Source organism: Paenarthrobacter sp. 10L420 (assembly GCF_056395385.1).
The window spans coordinates 635,165-653,111 of record NZ_JBFTJK010000001.1 but is presented as its reverse complement, the minus strand read 5'-3'; the positions used below and the strand labels follow the sequence as shown (position 1 = coordinate 653,111).

The window sequence follows — 17,947 nt, the reverse complement described above, 5'->3', positions numbered from 1 at the left end:
TATCCCACCAAAACCAAGCCACCGTTTTGTTCCGAGCTGCTCTTAGGGGGTGTTCTGGCTGGTCTCTTCCACAGTGAGCTGGGATTCGAACATCCGGAAGTAGCGGCCCCTCAATGCCACCAGCTCCTTGTGCGTTCCTTGTTCGGCAATCCGGCCATCTTCGAGCATGTACACAACATCTGCCTTTTCGATGGTGGCCAGCCTGTGGCTGATGGCAATGATGGTGCTGTTCCGGTCCGCGAAAAGCCGGGTGAAGATCCGGTGCTCAGCCAAAGCATCGATGGCCGACGTCGGTTCGTCCATGACCATGAAGGAGGCATCCCGGTAGAAGTTCCGTGCCATGGCCAATCGCTGCCATTGCCCGCCTGAGAGCCCACTCCCCTTGCGCCCGCGTGGATCCTCCATCCAATTGCTCACATGGTTTTCCAGGCCGTTGGGCAGCTTGTTGATGAATTCCATGGCCTCGGCATCTGAGGCTGCCCTCCGGATGCGTTGCTCGTCCCGGGCTTGATCGACATCGCCCAAATAGATGTTCTCCGCGGCCGTAGCGAATTCATACTTCAGGAATTCCTGGCTCAGGACCGCAAGGTGTCGGTGCCAACTGGTCACGTCGATTCCGGTGAGGTCGACGCCGTCGAGCAATACTCGGCCTGAATCCGGCCGGTAGAGACCGGCCAGGATCCGGATCAGCGTGGACTTTCCTGCGCCATTCTCACCAACTATCGCAATGTGCTGGCCTGCCCTGATGGTCAGGGAAATGCCCTTGATAACTTCAATGTCACTCCCCGTATAGCTGAAGCGGATATCCCGCATTTCCACAACGGACGGCGACTTCACCAAGGGAGGTTCGTGGCCGCTGGGCACCGGAAGCGCCATGAACAGCTCGTAGTCTTTGAGGTTGGCAAGGTCTTCGTCAATGGAACTCAGCGACGAGACCAGGTTGCTGGCGGTGGACAGGGCCCGGCTGACGATCTGTTGGATGTAGAGGAACTGCCCTACCGCCTGTGCCCTGGCAATGATTTGTCCCACCACCCAGATCAACGACACTACTTCGGCCCCATACTGCAGGGCGTCCGCTGCGAGTTGCTTGGGGATGTAGCGCTTCTGGAAGTCCAGCCGCCGGCGCTCGTCAGCGTCCCGAAGCCGGGACCGCAGGTCCATCAAATAGCCCACGATTCCATAGAGCCGCATCTCGGCAATGTGCTGGGGCCTCAGGAGGTTGGTCTCGATCATTCGCCGTTGACGCCGGGAATCCACCTGGGTATTCCAATGCGCTATTTGCTCTCGTGAGAGTTTGAACTGCAAGTAGACGCTCGGGACGATCGCTATAAGGACAATGACAGCGATCCACCAACTGACCAACAACAGCGCACCGACTGCCAGGATGACCGAAACCAACTGCGTAAAGATGGCCGCGATCCGGTCCAGGACCCGCGCATAGGAATCAGAGAACCGCTTGGCGCGATCGTAGAGGTCCACCGTTTCTTTGTCGTCATAGCGCCAGAACTCCAGCGCCAGGAAGCGCTCGTACATCATGTCGCCGACGATCGCGCCTACTTTGAAGCTCATCAACTGCTGGATGTATCGGTCGACGCTGCTGAAGGCGCCCCAGAACAGTCCCAGCGCCGCGGTAATGATGACGTACAGTACCGCCCGCGGACCGGCGTCGGGATCTCCCGCGTAACCGGCCGCCAACGCAGTGGTGGTCAACGCGGCGAAGTAGGTGGTTACCAGCGGCAGCGTGGCCGAAATCAGGGAGCCAGCCACTTTCATGATGACTGCAATCGGCGATGCTTTGAAACTCACCTTCAGGACCTGCCCGACGGCGCGTGCGTATGGCCGGAGGGCAAGCTTGCGGGGCGCTTTGCCAGGTTGGACTGAATTCAGCCGGACTGACTCCGGGTGCCGCGGTTGTGCGGGCTTTTCGGACATGTCCCCAGCCTATTCCTACCCACAGACATTTCCGTTGCGGCCCTTAAACAGCTGTTCCCCGTGGAGGCCTCCACGGGGAACAGCTTTTTAGAAAATGATGTCAGCGGGAACCGTAGTTCGGTGCCTCCACCGTCATCTGGATATCGTGCGGGTGCGATTCCTTCAGGCCGGCAGGAGTGATCCGGACGAACTTGCCGCGTGCCTTGAGTTCGGCAATCGTGGGGGCGCCGGTGTAAAACATGGTCTGGCGGAGGCCACCGACCAGCTGGTAGGCCACCGATGCCAGCGGACCACGGAACGCGACGCGGCCTTCGATGCCTTCCGGGATGAGCTTGTCATCACCGGACACGTCAGCCTGGAAATAGCGGTCCTTGGAGTAGGACGTGTTCTTTCCACGGGACTGCATGGCGCCAAGGGAGCCCATACCGCGGTAGCTCTTGAACTGCTTGCCGTTGACGAAGATGAGCTCGCCGGGAGACTCTTCACAACCAGCCAGCAGTGAGCCGAGCATCACGGTGTCCGCGCCGGCAACGAGCGCCTTGCCAATATCGCCCGAGTACTGGAGGCCGCCGTCGGCAATCAGCGGCACGCCGGCCGGAATGGCAGCTTTCGCGGATTCGTAAATGGCCGTGATCTGGGGAACGCCGACACCGGCTACAACACGGGTGGTGCAGATGGAGCCTGGGCCCACACCGACCTTGATGCCATCGGCACCAGCGTCAATCAGGGCCTGGGCTCCTTCACGGGTTGCTGCCTGGCCACCAATGATGTCCACGTGGGCAGCAATCGGGTCTGACTTCAGGCGGCGGATCATGTCCAGCACACCCTGGGAGTGGCCGTTGGCGGTGTCCACGAAGAGTGCGTCCACCCCGGCGTCGATGAGCTTCATGGCGCGTTCCCAACCGTCGCCGAAGAAGCCGATGGCAGCGCCTACGCGCAGGCGGCCTTCGTCGTCCTTGGTGGCCAGCGGGTACTGCTCTGCCTTGGTGAAGTCCTTCGTGGTGATGAGGCCCTTGAGGCGGCCCTGCTCGTCAACGAGCGGGAGCTTCTCAATCTTGTTGGTGGCCAGCTTGTGCGAGGCTTCCTCGCGGCTGATGCCCACATGGCCGGTGATGAGCGGCATCTTGGTCATGGCATCGCTGACGCTGCGCAGCGGGAATTCAGATTCCGGAATGAACCGGGTGTCGCGGTTGGTGACGATACCCAGCAGGCGTCCGTCGGTGTCCACCACGGGAAGGCCGGAGACGCGATAACGGGAACACAGCTCGTCCAGTTCCTGCAACGTGGCCTGCGGGCCGATGGTCAGCGGGTTGGTGATCATGCCGGATTCGCTTCGCTTGACGCGGTCCACATGCTCAGCCTGGTCATCGATGGACAGGTTGCGGTGCACGACGCCCAGACCACCCTGGCGGGCCATGGCGATGGCCATGCGGGACTCCGTGACGGTGTCCATGGCAGCGGAAAGCAACGGCGTCTGCACCGTGATGCGCTTGGAAATCCGGGAGGACGTGTCCGCGTCAGAAGGGATGACATCGGTGTGTCCGGGGAGGAGCAGGACGTCGTCGTAGGTCAGGCCTACGAAGCCGAAGGGATCGTGTTCGGGCTGGGTCATGAGTGCGGCCTCTTACCTGGGTTCTGGGGGCTTTAACGGGTAGGGGTTGCAACTGATGACCAGCCCGTCATTACGGGACTGGCCTGTGCATAAATTGGCCTATGCATGAGGTACTGCAAGGCAAAGGTGCTTCGGGTATTGAATAAATAGTAGAACCTCGGCGGCCATCGCCATATTCCGCGGCGCGTGAGTGTGAGCAACAGCACTGGCGGAAGGTCGGCGTCGTGCGTTCCGTGCTCCCGCGGGCGGCGAGGCTAGCGCCCGGACTGACCAGTCGAGTCGGACCAGCCCGTCGCGGCGAGGAGCCGCTCCTCGAACATCGGAATCATGCTCTGGACATAGGTCTTGGTGAGATGGTTGTCGTCCTTGTAGACGTAGACATTCCCCACCACTGCCGGACACGTGCCCCGCTCGCAGATGAAGTCGCTCATGTCCATCAGGTACAACCGATCCACCTTGCCCGCGTAGTCGTCCAGGGGCGAGGACGCAGCCAGGGAATCTTCCAGCGGAGGGTTGCAGTCGGGCGAGTCAGGGCCCTTCTTCTGCACGCACTCCGGCATGTTGATGCTGAACCGCGGGTTGTCACGGATGCCCACGACGTCGATTCCTGCATCCGTGAAGGGCTTGATGCCGTCCAAATACCCGGGCACTTCGGTCTCGAAAGGGGCCGTCACATGAGTCAGAGACGCCACCGTGAACACAGCATCGGGTTTGTGTTCCATGACATAAGCGGCACTTGCCTTGTTGAAGTGGTTGCAGTCACTGGTCCGCTCAGGCGAGTCGGCGCCGAACCGGCAGTTCCCCTTCAGCAGTGTGACCACTTCCCAACCGTGCTCCTTGGCGATGGGGCCCAGGGCCGCCATGTACTGCTGGGCGTGGGAATCGCCGAGGACCACGATCCTCTTGGTCACCACCTCGGGTTCGTCATTCTGGAGGCAACCCTGCAGCAACGGATCCGAGGGGACGTTGCCCCCAGTACAGAGGCCATCGATGTCCGCCCATTCATCCTTCATGGCGGCGGGTGCGGGAATAATCATCGCCTTGGGTGTCGGTTGGCCCGCAAACTCAGGCGAGAGCGCTGCAGCACCGGGCGTCAGTTCCTTGGGCTGATCCGCAATCGCCACGCCTTGGGCGGCGATAGCACCTTGCCAGGCGGTCATCGGCAGCGCGAGCAGCGCACCACAGGAAACAACGACGACGGCGGCCCGCCAGGACCGCGCGTCGGGCCACTGCCAGCGGCGCATGGGAACCTCGACAAACCGTGTGGTGGCAACGGCCAACGCCATCGATGCTGCCATGATGCCCAAGCCCTGCAGGAGGTTCGGGCTGGTGGTCTCCGTGACCAGCAGGAAGAACACCAGGACCGGCCAATGCCACAGGTACAAGGCGTAGGAATTGTTGCCCACCAGGACCAAGGGCTTTGAGCTGAGCACACGGTCCGCACCAAATCGGCTGTTGCTCTGGCCCGCAACGATAACCGCCGCGGCTGCGAGGGTTGGCCAGAGAGCCACGAATCCCGGGAAGGAACGGTCCACCGTCAGGATCAGGCCGCACGAGAGCATGGCGAGCAGCCCCGCCCAACCCAGGAATACCCGAAGCCGCTGTCCTGGTTTGAGGTACGGGAGAGCCAGTGCCAGCAGGGAACCCAGCGCAAATTCCCACAGCCTTGTCCGGGTATCGAAATACGCATACGCCTGATTGTGGGCAGTCTGGTCGATGGAATAGACCAGCGAGGCCACAAAGACCAGGCCGAACGCCATGAACAGCAGCTGCCGGTGTTCCACGGTCTTCCGGCCCGGGAACAGCTTTGCGAGTTGCGGCTGCAGCAGGGCCACCGCTGCGAAAATAAGTGGCCACAGGATAAAGACCTGGCCTTGCACGGACAGGGACCAAAAGTGCTGCAGGGGACTCGCTCCGGAATGGTCCTGCGCATAGTAATCAACGGCAGAATCCGCGAGCTGCCAGTTCTGACGGTACAGCAGGGAGGCCCAGGCCTCGGCGAGCACATCCGGCCACCGGCTCTGCGGGATAAAGGCCCAGGTTCCGGCCAGGACTGCCAGCAGGACCACGACGACGGCGGGCAGCAGCCGCTTGAACACATGGAGCCAGTGCTGCAGGAGCCTCAGGGGCCTACGGTTTTCGAGCTTCCGCGTAAAGGACAGGGTCATCAGGAAAGCCGAGATGAGTAAAAAGACGTCTACGCCGCCGGACACCCGGCCGAGCCAAATGTGGTATGCCGCCACCATCAACACAGCCAAGGCACGCAGTCCCTGGACCTCCGGGCGGAAGGTTCGTTCCGCCGTCGTGGTCCTCGCTGAAGTGGGCTTCGCTGTAGTGGGCTTGCCACGCAAAGGTGCTGTTGCTTTCACCTGTCCGCTCATTGCGCCCACCCCGTCGCGGCAAACCACCTTTCGTCGAACATCTCGCCCATGCTGGTGACGTAGGTCTTGGACAGGTGGTTGTCATCCAGGTAGACGAACACATTTCCTATGACGCTGGGGCACTGGACACCATTGCAGAGGAGATCCGTCATATCCAGGAATGCTGCATTTCCAAACTTTCCCTGTACTGCCGCGAAGGGGCTCTCCGCGGCCAGGACGTCCTGCAGGTCAGACTTGCAGTCAGGGCTGTCCACGCCCTTGGACAGGGCACACTCGGTGACATTGTGGTCGTAGCGTGGGTTGTCACGAATGGCCACCACCTGGATGCCGAGGTCGTTGAAGTTGGTGACCGACTGTTCAAAGCCGTACACCAACTCCTCATCCGGTGATGAGGGGGCCGCCTTGGTTCCCACCATGAACACGGAATCCGGGGTGTGGGCTGCCACGTATTTGAAAGCCGCCGAGTTGAAATCATTGCACTGCTGGTCAGCGTCAGGGTTCTCCGGCATGAACGGACAACCGCCCAACAGGAGGGCCGTGACCTTCCAATGCTCAGCCTCAGCGAGAGGACCGAGTGCGGCCAGCCACTGCTGGGCATGGGAGTCGCCCAGGACCACAATGCTCTTCGTTGCGTCATCGCCCACACCGTTTTGCTGGCAGTTCTCCTGCAGAGTCTTGTCTTCCGGTTTGGAAACTCCCTCGCACGTCCCACCCAGGTGTGCCCAGTCTTCAGGCAACTGTTCTGCCGTGGGAAGTGTCTTGGCATCCTTGCCGACTTGGTTTACATAGCCTGGAAGGAGGGCATGGGCTCCAGGGTTGTCGTTGAATGCCTGCGTGTCAGCGGCCTTCTGGTCCAGATACTGCTTGTACTGGAAGCCGAGCAACGGCGTGCACGCCACGGCCAGGCAGACGGCGATGGAGATGGCTGCGCGGCGACGTTTCACCTCCGGCCACTTCCACTCCCGGAATGGCTTCTCCACGTACTTTGTGGTCAGGAAGGCCAGGACCAATGCCAACGCCACAATCGCGGTGCCGGACAGCCACCCGGCGTGGTCCTTGCCGCTCCAAGCCAGGGCGATCACCAGGATAGGCCAGTGCCAGAGATACAGGGCATAGGAGTTATCGCCAAGACGTACCAGGAATTTGGAACTCAGGATCCGATCCACGCCGAAGCGGCTGCCGGTCTGTCCCGCCGCAATCACTGCAACGGCAGCCAGCGTGGGCCAGAGCGCAACAAAGCCGGGGAACGCAGTTTGGACCTGCAGCAGGATGCCGCAGGTAAGCATGGCGGCAACGCCGATCCACCCCATTGCCACGCGGACAGGTTTGGAAAAGTCCAGGGCAGGCAGGATCAGGGCAACAAGTGTTCCGAGGGCGAACTCCCAAAGCCGGGCGAAGGTGTCGAAGTACGCCACGGCCTGGTTGTTGGCCGTAAAAATGATGGAGTACGTCAGGGAAACGACGAAGATGAGCGCAAAAACGTACGCGAGCGAGGCCCGGTACCGGAGATCGAATTTGCGGCAGATGACCGCCATCACGGCGAAGATCACCGGCCAGAGAATGAACACCTGGCCCTGGATGGAAAGTGACCAGAAGTGCTGCACAGGACTGGCGAGACTGTGGTCCGTGGCGTAGTAATTCACCGCGAGAGTCTGCAGCAGCCAATTTTCGTAGTAGAACAGTGAGGCCCAAGCCTGATTGACCACTTCCACCCAGCGGGTGGGAGGCAGGAAAGCAAAAGTAGCAGCCAGTGTTCCAAAGAGGACAACCACCACTGCCGGGAGCAGGCGCCTGAACAAGTGCAGCCAGTGCCGCAGCAAGTCCATCGGGCGCCGCTGTTTGAAGCGGCTCGTGAACTGAAGAGTCATGAGGAAGGCCGAGATCAGCAGGAAGACATCCACCCCGCCTGATACCCGCCCAATCCAGATGTGGTAGCTCACAACCATGAGCACGGCGAGGGAGCGGAGGCCCTGGATTTCGGGTCGGAACGTGGACTTTACAACGGGACCGGTAGCCCGCCTGTTGGGACGGGCGGGCGGTCGGATCGTTGATGTAGTCACGTTAGGCAGTTCCTCAAGGCTATTGCACAAAGCATCCATCATACGCTGTTCCGGGCGCCGACCCCAGTTGGGCCGGCCTGCGGAACCGCCTTACGAGTGTCTATTAGCTCAGGTTGGACTATGCGTTTGCAAAGATGAAACTGTGCGTTCCCTGTGCTGCGGGCACTTCTTTTTGAAGGTCAGCCACTACGCCAAAGCCGGCCGACGCTCAGCTGTGAACTGCCGGTCTGCTGTGATCTGGCGTGCCAGATAACGGGCGTCACGGCCAACTCCTGGAAGGGTTGCCGAAACTGCCGCGAACAGAAACTCCTGGCCAAGGAAGTAGAGACCGGGCACAGATTCCACCACTCCCCTCTTATGGGTCGGAATCCCATCGCCGTTCTGGTACGGGAGCTTCAGCCACGAGTAATCCTCCCGGTATCCCGTACACCAAATGACGTTCGCCACATCCAAAGTCCGGCCCTCTTCCAGCACCGGTTTACCTTGCTTTACCCCGGCTATCCTCGGCAGCAGTTCCACCTTCGCGTCACGCAGGTCCTTTGTGCGTGTCCGAATCAAAGGTGCCGCCATCATCTTGAAAGCCGGCGCCACCTTCCGGCCAACCGGCGTGTTCAGCGTCAGGACGTGAAGGCCTGCGAATCGAATCACAGGCAGGACGAACCGGGCTGCAGCGCGTCCATGGCGAACTGGGATTTCACCACTGGCTTTGCCGGCCAGCAACGTGGTGTGCGTCCTGCTGGCTTCAACGGCAATCTCCGCGCCGGAATTGCCGAGCCCCACCACGAGGACGGGCCCGGATTGGAGTTGCCCGGGGTTCTTGTATTCCTGCGAGTGAAGCTGCACGATGCCGGGATCCAGCTGATTGGCGAATGCCGGCCGCTTGGGCAGGCGGTATCCACCTGTGGCAACCACCACGTTGTTGGCGATCCAGGACCGATCACCGGAGCTCACAAGAAAGCAATCACCCTGTTGCGTCACCCCGTCAACACGGACTCCGTGGATTACGGGCAGACTGAACCGCCGTGCATATTGTTCGAGGTAGTCCGCCAACTCATCCTTACTGGGAAACGCCAACGGGTCCCCTGGGAAAGGTGCGCCCGGCAATCCGTCGTACTTGGCCGGGGTGAAGAGATGAAGCGAATCCCAGCGTTGACGCCACGAATCCCCGGTCCTGGCGTTCTCATCAAGGATGACGAAGTTGTGGTGTCGTTTGGCCAGCCAATAGCCGAGCGCCAAGCCGGCCTGGCCACCTCCCACGATCACGGTATCGAACTGCGAATCACTAGCATTTTTCATGGCATTTCCTTTCTCGTTAATCCAACGCGGGGTCACTTATGGCCCATGGCAGCGGCTGACATGGGCCGTAAGTGACCCCGGGTTGCTGGGGTTTCAGTTGCTGGGGTTTCAGCCGGAGCCTTCCGGTACCGCAGGCACCACACCAACATCAAGACCGACGTCACCACGTAAAAGGAGTGCAACAGCCACACGGGTCCCGCCGGAAGGTCGAAGACGTAGAAGGAATGCACTGCGTTGGCGATGTTGGTCAAAGTGATGTTGCTCAAACTGTAGGAGGCCAGGTCCTTGGTGCGGACTGCCTTGACCAACATGGGCAGCATGCTGGATGCAAAGAGCACGGTGGATACGGTGCCGGCGAGCAGTGGAATATTCATAAGCCCAAACTATGAGTCCGGCGCCCTCTGCCGCGTCGGCCAAATGACGCATCCTGCTGGATGGGGCATGGGTATTTATGCGCATCTCGGGACGTGAGAGAAGATCGGGAGAAACCCCACAGGACGTGAGAGAAGATCGGGAGAAAGGCTGTGGGATGTGAGAGAAGATCAGTTGGTCAAGTGGTGTTCGAAGGCGTACCTGGTCGCAGCAACCCTGGAGGGCAAGGAGAGTTTGCTGAGGATATTGCTGACGTGCCGGGCAACGGTTTTTTCGCTGAGATACAGTTCCCGGGCAATGGACTTGTTGGCTTTTCCGTCAGCTACAAGCCGCAGGACTTCCAGCTCACGGTTTGTAAGTTCATGGGTAGCGGGCGTAGAACGCTTCCCGCCACCACCCTCTGCACCGGCTCCCGCACTGTCGCGTCCAGCGCTGAGGCCCAGCACCTCAGCTAGAGCAGGCGTTGCTTCAAGCTCAGCGAACTCGGCTGTGGCTGCTTCGAATTCCATGGCGGCAGAGTCGGGATCGCCCAGTTCCGAACAGGCGCGACCCGTCAACACCCTGCACGTGGCCGCGCCATAAGGTGCCTCAAGGCTGTACCAGAGCCGCCATGCCTTTCTTGAGGCCACCAGCGCGTCGCCCGCCTTGCCCTCTGCGAGCAGCACCTGGGCTTCCGCCTGCGCCGCAAGCGCCCGTTCCAGGGGCCTGCCCGTTTCAAGGACCGGAGCCGCCAGCTCGTCAGCAGCGGCCCTTGCCGCTTTAAGGTCACCAGCGGCAAGCTCGACGTCGACGACGGCGGGAAGCAACCGCCGTCGGTTCGCGGGGTCCGAGCCTGCCGTGGCCCGTCGCAACATGGCTTGGGCCTGAGACACTTTTTGCTGGCCTGCCAGCACCAGCGCGAGCCCGGGGAGAGCTTCGAAGCCGGTCTCTGCAGCCTTGGCATAAGCCGCGCTGGCTTCATCAAATTGGCCCTTCAAACGCAGAATCTCGCCCTGCAGATACCACGCACCCCAGGCCGCTTCCGGATCGCCGCGGCGCGAGCGGTCCTGGGCAATGTGGACGGCAGCTATGGCGTCATCCCAGGCGCCATGGAGGATGAACAGTTCTGCCCTGTGGGACTGGCACTGCCCGCTGAACATCACCATGTCCGGCCGGTCCCCGCACCAGCGTTCCAACGCGGCGGTCCATTCATGGGCACGCTGGACGTCGAAGGCGAGGCGGCAGCTGCCGATGACGGAGCAGTAGATGATGCCTGAAGGAATGGGTGATACTTCCCCCGCCGTCACGGAAACCATGACTTCATCCAGGATCTCCAAGCCCTTGTCCGGGAATCCAAGGGTGATGCTGGCCGTGCCCAGGCCCAGCCGTCCAAGGGCCATGAGGTCCTTGTCGTGGAATCGCTGCCCCACTGCCAAGGCGCGGCCAAAGAGCTCATTGCTGGCTTCAGGATTTCCTCCGTACAAGGCTCCCAGCGCAGACGGTATCAGGAGGTAGCCTTCAGCTTCGGTGGGCTCGTCCAGTTCTTCCACCAAGTGTTTTGCCCGGGACATCCAGCCCGAGCTGCGGGCCGGCTCCCCGATGTCCATGAGGAACAGCACCAGCCACGTTGCGCAACGGGCGGCGGCAGCCATGTCTCCTACGGTGACATATTCATCGTGCGCCCGCGTCAGGTAGGCGACGCCTTCGGAGTCCTTGCCCAACAGCATGGCCACGGAGGCCGCGACTTCAATGTCCTCGGGTGGAAGTCCGCCCTCCGTGTCCGCCCGGGCAAGGCAATCCAGTGCATCGCTCCAGCGGTGCTCGGAGAACGCGGAGCGTCCCAGATCCAAGGCTGTAACCGGCATAGTCCACACTCATTCTGCGACCACGAGCAACCCGGTTGGCGCACACAAGCGGCCGTATTAGCGTCAGGGTACCGCCGCCGTCGTAAGCCCACAATGGCTCCACGAATCCCTGACGCGCCGTGTGGGTTCCTGACCTTCATTGACGTGCAGAAGCCCGGTTTTCACCCTTTATCGGTTGCACGGCGGCTGCCCGGGGTTCAAAGAAGGTCAGGACACCACACGCCCACGCCACAAAGCCGATGCCACACAGCACACATCGGGAAGCGCAAGAGGGCAGAAAAAAGCCCTGGCCACGAGTGACCAGGGCTTTTTCGAACAGGCTGTTAGTGCTGGTGGCCTGCGTGTGCGTTTTCGTCCTCAGCCGGCTTCTCGGCAACCAGGGTCTCGGTGGTGAGAACCAGGGCAGCGATGGAAGCGGCGTTGCGGAGTGCGGAACGCGTGACCTTGACGGGGTCGATCACGCCGGCGGCGATCAGGTCCTCGTACTCGCCGGACTTGGCGTTGAAGCCGTGGTTGGCTTCGAGTTCGGAGACCTTGGAAACGACGACGAAGCCATCGAAGCCGGCATTCTGGGCGATCCAGCGCAGCGGCTGGACCAAGGCGCGGCGGACGATGCCAACAGCTGCTGCTGCGTCACCTTCCAGTGCCTTGACGGCCGGGGACTCATCCAGCGCCTTGAGGGCGTGGATGAGGGCGGAACCGCCACCGGAAACGATGCCTTCTTCAAGGGCAGCACGCGTGGAGGAAACGGCGTCCTCGATGCGGTGCTTCTTTTCCTTCAGCTCAACCTCGGTGGCTGCGCCGACCTTGATAACGCCGATACCGCCGGCCAGCTTGGCCAGGCGCTCCTGCAGCTTCTCGCGGTCCCAGTCGGAGTCTGTGCGGGTGAGCTCGGCACGCAGCTGGGCCACGCGGTCGGCAACGTCCTGCTCGGTTCCGGCGCCATCAACGATGGTGGTGTTGTCCTTGGTGACCGTGATGCGGCGTGCCGTACCCAGTACCTCGAGGCCAACGGTGTCCAGCGAGAGGCCAAGGTCCGGAGAAACAACCTGGGCGCCCGTGAGCGTAGCGATGTCCTGGAGCATGGCCTTGCGGCGGTCGCCGAAGCCCGGAGCCTTGACAGCCACAACGTTCAGCGTGCCGCGGATGCGGTTGACGATCAGCGTGGACAGGGCTTCGCCTTCAATGTCCTCGGCGATGATGAACAGCGGCTTGGAGGCCTGCAGCGCCTTCTCCAGCAACGGCAGGAAGTCCTGCAGCGAGGAGATCTTGCCCTGGTTGATCAGGATCAAGGCGTCTTCGAGGACTGCTTCCTGACGTTCTGCGTCAGTGACGAAGTACGGGGAAAGGTAGCCCTTGTCGAACTGCATGCCTTCGGTGAGGACGAGTTCGGTCTGCGTGGTGGAGGATTCTTCGATGGTGATGACGCCATCTTTGCCCACCTTGCCGAACGCCTCGGCCAACAGTTCGCCAATTTCGTCGCTCTGTGCGGAGATGGCGGCAACGTTGGCAACCTGGGTGCCTTGCACTTCGCTTGCGTTCTCCAGGAGGCGGGCTGCGATGGCTTCAATGGAAACCTCGATGCCGCGCTTGATCTCGCCAGGAGCGGCACCAGCAGCAACGTTGCGCAGGCCTTCCTTGACCAGTGCCTGCGCCAGCACCGTAGCGGTGGTGGTGCCGTCGCCAGCGACGTCGTTGGTCTTGGTGGCTACTTCCTTGGCCAGCTGTGCACCAAGGTTCTCGTAGGGGTCGTCAAGCTCAACTTCGCGGGCGATCGTCACGCCATCGTTGGTGATCGTGGGAGCGCCCCACTTCTTGTCCAGCACGACGTTGCGGCCGCGCGGGCCAAGCGTCACCTTGACAGTGTTGGCGAGCTTGTCGATACCGGCCTCAAGAGACCGGCGGGCAGCATCGTTAAAAGCAAGCTGCTTTGCCATGGTTGTGTCCTTTCAAGACAGAAAACCCGCACCGCAGAAGGTCGGAATGATTCCAACGCGGCTGCGGTGCGGGGCTCCAGGAAGTTACTTTACGACGATCGCAAGGACGTCGCGGGCGGACAGAACGAGGTACTCGTTGCCGCCGGTCTTGACTTCGGTTCCACCGTACTTGGAGTAGATGACGACGTCGCCAACAGTTACGTCAACCGGGACGCGGTTGCCGTTGTCATCGAAGCGGCCGGGGCCGATTGCAACAACTTCGCCTTCCTGCGGCTTCTCCTGCGCGGAGTCCGGAATTACCAGGCCGGAAGCCGTGGTCTGCTCTGCTTCGAGCGGGCGAACAACAATACGATCCTCAAGAGGCTTAATCGAGACCGACACTCGGACTCTCCTTTTCATGAGCTGATTCATGGACTAAGAACTAGGGTGCCGTGGCGTGCAACCGTCGTCGCGGTGCCGGTGACGCCTGGCGTGATTAGCACCCTCCGGGGGAGAGTGCTAACACGACTCTATGTAAGCGTTAGCACTCGGTCAAGGTGAGTGCCAGAATTTCGTCCTGAGTGAACTCCCGTTACCGACCGGTGAGGTCGTCCAAATCGTAGTCTTCGCCGTCGTCGTCCTCATCTGCAGGGGCAGATCCACGGTTCAAATACAGCACGACGGCGGCCGCCAAGGCCACGACGCCGGAAATCACCAAGGCGATAATCCCGCCAATGCGGGCCCCACTGTAGAGCTCCCGGATGTCGCGGGCTTCATCAGTAGCGTCATTCACGCTCTTGCCCGTCACGGAGTACGCCGCAGCGTTGAATGAGTCCAACGCGAAGATGACGATCAGCAGGCCAATGCAGATTACAGCGATCACGGCCCCCGCGATCAAGGCAGGACGGGCAAAAGCCACGAGGGATCGACCGGAGGAATGCTCTGAAGCTCCCGGGGCAGTGGAGTGGTTCCCGCCCGGGTTGTTTGTGTCGGAGGGCTGCGGAGCTGCGTTGTCTTCCATGAAAACAACCCTATCGTCGCTGGTTCCCAACTCACGGCCCCATGGCGGGCGCCGTTAGGCTTGATCCCATGTCTCACGCACCGCAGGAACAGATCGCACCCTTGCTGACCACTGAAGGATGGGAACTCCTTGCCTCGCTGGGGCCGTACCGCGAAGACGAAGCGTTCAGCGTTAACGCCGACCTCCGAAAAGCAGGCCACTCCCCTGAACTCGTGGCCGCGGTACTGACGCAGTCCCGGCTCCGGACCCGCGCCGAAGCAAAGTTCGGCGAGTTTGCCCGCCAGATGCTGTTCACCCAGGCCGGACTCGAACAGGCAACCCGCCTCAACGTCGCGGCCCGGCACGCCGAGCGTTTTGCCAAGGCCGGCATTTCCCACGTAGCCGACCTCGGCTGCGGCCTCGGAGCTGACTCCATGGCCTTGGCCTCCATGGACATTGCCGTGACCGCCGTGGAAATGGACGAAACCACTGCCGCCTGCGCCACCATCAACCTCATGCCCTTCCCGCACGCCACGGTGGTGCATTCGGATGCTACGTCGGTGGACCTGGACGGGATCGACGGCGTGTGGCTGGATCCCGCACGACGCACAACCTCCACGTCCGGGACCAAGAGGATCTGGGATCCGGAAGCCTTCTCTCCCCCGTTGTCGTTCGTTGAAGGCCTGGCCGCGGCCGGCCGGGCAGTGGGAGTCAAGATGGGTCCGGGGATGCCACACGATTCGGTTCCGGCGAACTGTGAAGCGCAGTGGGTCTCCGTAGGCGGCGACGTCACTGAGGTCACCCTGTGGTTCAACGCGGTGGCCCGTCCCGGGGTCCGTCGCGCGGCACTTGTCATCGGCTCGCAGGGCGCTGCCGAGCTCACCAGCGGCGAGGATTTCGACGGCGGCCCGGTAGCCGCCGTCGGGCCTGTAGAAGGATTCCTCTACGAACCGGACGGTGCGGTCATCCGCGCAGGGCTGGTGGCCGACGTCGCAGAACGCCTTGGCGGGCACCTGGTGGACGAACATATCGCCTACATCTGCGCCCCGGAACTCCATGACTCGCCTTTTGCCCGCGCATACAAGGTGCTGGAAGTGATGCCTTACAACGTGAAGGCGCTCAAAGCCTGGGTCAAAGCGAATGGCGTCACGGTGCTGGACATCAAGAAGCGTGGCACGGCCGTCACTCCCGAAGAACTGCGGAAGCAACTGCTTCCCTCCAAGCGCGACAGTAAGGCCGCGAAAACAGCCACCCTGGTCCTCACAAGGATTGGCGAGGAAAGAGTGGCTGTAGTCGTGGAGCCTGTGACGTTCTAAGTCACGTCAGCGGCGGGAGAATTCCGAGGCTTCGCGGACCTGGTCGGCAGTCGGGCGGACGCCCGTGTACAGGACGAATTGTTCCTCCGCCTGGATGGCGATAACTTCGGCTCCCGTGATCACCGGCTTGCCGGCGTTCCGGGCCGCGGTGATGAGCGGCGTCTCGGAGGGAAGGGCGACGACGTCGAATACTATTTTTGCGGCGGCAATGGTTGCGTCGTCGAAGGACTGGGCAGTTTCGTCGGCGCCGGCCATACCCAAGGGCGTGACGTTGATGATGAGGTCCGCGGTTGAGCCATTGACGTCGTCCTGCCAGTTGAAACCGTAAAGATCCGCGAGCGCACGCCCGGTGGTTTCGTTGCGGGCCACGATAGTGACAGCGGTGAATCCAGCGTCCCAGAGGGCGGCGGCGACAGCCTTTGCCATACCGCCGGCACCACGGAGAAGAACGGTGTGGCTGCCAAGTACTTTGTGGTCCTTCAGGAGCCGGGCGATGGCGATGTAGTCCGTGTTATAGGCGGTAAGGACGCCGTCGTTGTTGACAATCGTGTTGACCGAATCGATCGCCTTTGCCGACGGATCCATGACGTCCACCAGCGGGATGACAGCTTCCTTATAGGGCATGGACACCGCGGCACCCCTGATGGGGAGGCCGCGGATGCCAGCCACTGCAAGAGTGATGTCCGCCGGGGCGAATGCCTTGTAGACAAAGTTCAGTCCGAGCAGGTCGTACAAATAATTGTGGAACCGGGTTCCGATGTTGCTGGGCCGGGCCGCGAGCGAAATGCACAGGGACATGTCTTTGTTCAGGATTGGCATTCACCCATTAAACAACGGCTTCTTTTCGCTGCTGCTTTACAGTGCCGCGCGGTTAGCCCTGGCGGGCCTTCATGCGCGGGTTGTTCTTGTTGATGACGAACGTGCGCCAACGCCGCCGGACGATCTGCGCACCCGCCAGCAATCACGCCTGCTCCGGCTGCACTAGACTTGAGCCGACCGCTGACGGCCCCGCAGCGGGTTGCGTCCAGCTGAAACTCCAGCAGAAACAAGCAACGAGGGGACTACGTGCAGATTGAGTTTGCGCCATCCAGGCAATCGACACTGGGTGTGGAATGGGAGTTGGCGCTCGTCAATGCACGCACCGGGGAACTGGTCTCAGTCGCGAACGACGTCCTCAAGGGAGTGTCCGCGAACCACCCGGACCTCAACGAAGACGACGAACACCCCCATATCAAGCGCGAACTGCTCCTGAATACCGTGGAGCTCGTTACCGGAATCTGCGAAACGGTCAAGGAAGCCAAAGAAGACCTCAGCCGCTCCCTCGCCGCTGTCCGCGAAGTCACCGATCCCATGGGAGTCGAGGTGTTCTGCGCAGGCAGCCATCCCTTCAGCCCTCCCCTGCTCCAGCCGGTCACCGACAAGGAGCGCTACGCCAAGCTGATCGAGCGGACCCAATGGTGGGGACGCCAAATGGTCATCTACGGTGTCCACGTCCACGTGGGCATCGATCGCCGGGACAAAGTACTCCCCATCCTGGACGGCCTGGTCAACTATTTCCCGCACTTCCAGGCACTCAGCGCTTCCAGCCCCTTCTGGGCCGGCGAAGAAACCGGCTACGCATCCCAGCGCGCCCTCATGTTCCAGCAGCTCCCCACCGCTGGCTTGCCGTTCCAGTTCGAAACCTGGGAAGCGTACGAGTCCTATGTCCAGGACATGTTCACCACAGGTGTCATCGATGCCACCTCTGAAATTCGTTGGGACATCCGACCCGTCTCCAACCTGGGCACTATCGAGATGCGCATTTGCGATGGCCTCGCCACACTAGAGGAAGTGGGCGCGATCGCAGCACTGACGCAGTGCCTCGTGGACGAGTTCTCCTCCATCCTCGACGCCGGCGGCAGCATCCCCACGATGCCGCCATGGCACGTCCAGGAAAACAAGTGGCGTGCCGCCCGCTATGGCATGGAAGCCATCATCATCCTCGATGCCAAGGGCAACGAGCAGTTGGTCACCGAGCACCTGGCAGAAACCGTCGCACGTTTGGAACCCGTGGCAGCCAAGCTCGGGTGCTCTGAGGAACTGGCCGACGTCCTGAAGATCATCGAACGCGGCGCCAGCTACCAGCGCCAGCGCCGCGTGGCCGCTGAACACAACGGGGACCTGCAGGCAGTGGTCATGGATCTCGTGCAGCAGATGCGCAAAGGCCCGGACGCTTAAG

Annotated in this window: 13 protein-coding genes and 1 pseudogene; 2 read left to right on the top strand and 12 right to left on the bottom strand. The window is 61.5% G+C overall.

Going from position 1 to position 17,947, the window contains the following annotated elements:
* Nucleotides 1–42 precede the first annotated feature (42 nt).
* The 10 genes from AC1DD5_RS03165 to AC1DD5_RS03120 form a co-directional block, all read right to left on the bottom strand.
* A complete protein-coding gene (locus tag AC1DD5_RS03165; protein ID WP_477520595.1) occupies nt 43–1,932 on the bottom strand; it encodes an ABC transporter ATP-binding protein in 1,890 nt (629 codons plus the stop codon).
* Between the two features lie 100 nt (nt 1,933–2,032).
* Entirely contained in the window at nt 2,033–3,544 is a 1,512-nt protein-coding gene (gene guaB / locus AC1DD5_RS03160; RefSeq protein ID WP_223933862.1) for an IMP dehydrogenase, read from the bottom strand.
* 254 nt (nt 3,545–3,798) lie between these two features.
* A complete protein-coding gene (locus AC1DD5_RS03155; protein WP_477520594.1) occupies nt 3,799–5,925 on the bottom strand; it encodes an acyltransferase family protein in 2,127 nt (708 codons plus the stop codon).
* A complete protein-coding gene (locus AC1DD5_RS03150; RefSeq protein WP_477520739.1) occupies nt 5,922–8,024 on the bottom strand; it encodes an acyltransferase family protein in 2,103 nt (700 codons plus the stop codon). The genes AC1DD5_RS03155 and AC1DD5_RS03150 overlap by 4 nt, the downstream gene beginning before the upstream one ends.
* Before the next feature lie 147 nt (nt 8,025–8,171).
* Complete coding sequence (locus tag AC1DD5_RS03145) at nt 8,172–9,281, bottom strand: flavin-containing monooxygenase (protein WP_477520593.1); 1,110 nt, start codon at nt 9,279–9,281, stop codon at nt 8,172–8,174.
* Nucleotides 9,282–9,313: 32 nt separating this feature from the next.
* Nucleotides 9,314–9,655: a hypothetical protein gene (locus tag AC1DD5_RS03140; protein WP_477520592.1), complete on the bottom strand. Its 342-nt coding sequence runs from the start codon at nt 9,653–9,655 to the stop codon at nt 9,314–9,316.
* Between the two features lie 168 nt (nt 9,656–9,823).
* A complete protein-coding gene (locus AC1DD5_RS03135; RefSeq protein ID WP_442004105.1) occupies nt 9,824–11,497 on the bottom strand; it encodes a helix-turn-helix transcriptional regulator in 1,674 nt (557 codons plus the stop codon).
* Between the two features lie 323 nt (nt 11,498–11,820).
* Nucleotides 11,821–13,434 (bottom strand): chaperonin GroEL, encoded by a 1,614-nt coding sequence (gene groL, locus AC1DD5_RS03130; protein WP_442004104.1) that lies wholly within the window; start codon nt 13,432–13,434, stop codon nt 11,821–11,823.
* Between the two features lie 84 nt (nt 13,435–13,518).
* Nucleotides 13,519–13,815, bottom strand: a complete 297-nt coding sequence (groES, locus tag AC1DD5_RS03125; protein ID WP_211711208.1) for a co-chaperone GroES — start codon at nt 13,813–13,815, stop codon at nt 13,519–13,521.
* A 190-nt stretch (nt 13,816–14,005) separates the two neighbouring features.
* Nucleotides 14,006–14,434 (bottom strand): hypothetical protein, encoded by a 429-nt coding sequence (locus AC1DD5_RS03120; protein ID WP_442004103.1) that lies wholly within the window; start codon nt 14,432–14,434, stop codon nt 14,006–14,008.
* Between the two features lie 68 nt (nt 14,435–14,502).
* Here AC1DD5_RS03120 and AC1DD5_RS03115 point away from each other — a divergent pair, with 68 nt between their 5' ends.
* A complete protein-coding gene (locus tag AC1DD5_RS03115) occupies nt 14,503–15,729 on the top strand; it encodes a THUMP-like domain-containing protein (RefSeq protein ID WP_477520591.1) in 1,227 nt (408 codons plus the stop codon).
* A 6-nt stretch (nt 15,730–15,735) separates the two neighbouring features.
* Here the strand turns inward: AC1DD5_RS03115 and AC1DD5_RS03110 are convergent, their stop codons facing one another.
* Both AC1DD5_RS03110 and AC1DD5_RS03105 read right to left on the bottom strand, forming a co-directional pair.
* Nucleotides 15,736–16,548: a shikimate 5-dehydrogenase gene (locus AC1DD5_RS03110; RefSeq protein ID WP_477520590.1), complete on the bottom strand. Its 813-nt coding sequence runs from the start codon at nt 16,546–16,548 to the stop codon at nt 15,736–15,738.
* A 52-nt stretch (nt 16,549–16,600) separates the two neighbouring features.
* Nucleotides 16,601–16,687, bottom strand: a pseudogene (locus AC1DD5_RS03105) (ribosomal protein bL36); the annotation flags it as partial.
* Between the two features lie 107 nt (nt 16,688–16,794).
* On the opposite strand from AC1DD5_RS03105, the gene AC1DD5_RS03100 reads away from it, so the two are divergent.
* On the top strand, nt 16,795–17,946 hold the full coding sequence (locus tag AC1DD5_RS03100; RefSeq protein ID WP_477520589.1) for a glutamate--cysteine ligase: 1,152 nt from the start codon (nt 16,795–16,797) through the stop codon (nt 17,944–17,946).
* Nucleotide 17,947: the final 1 nt, after the last annotated feature.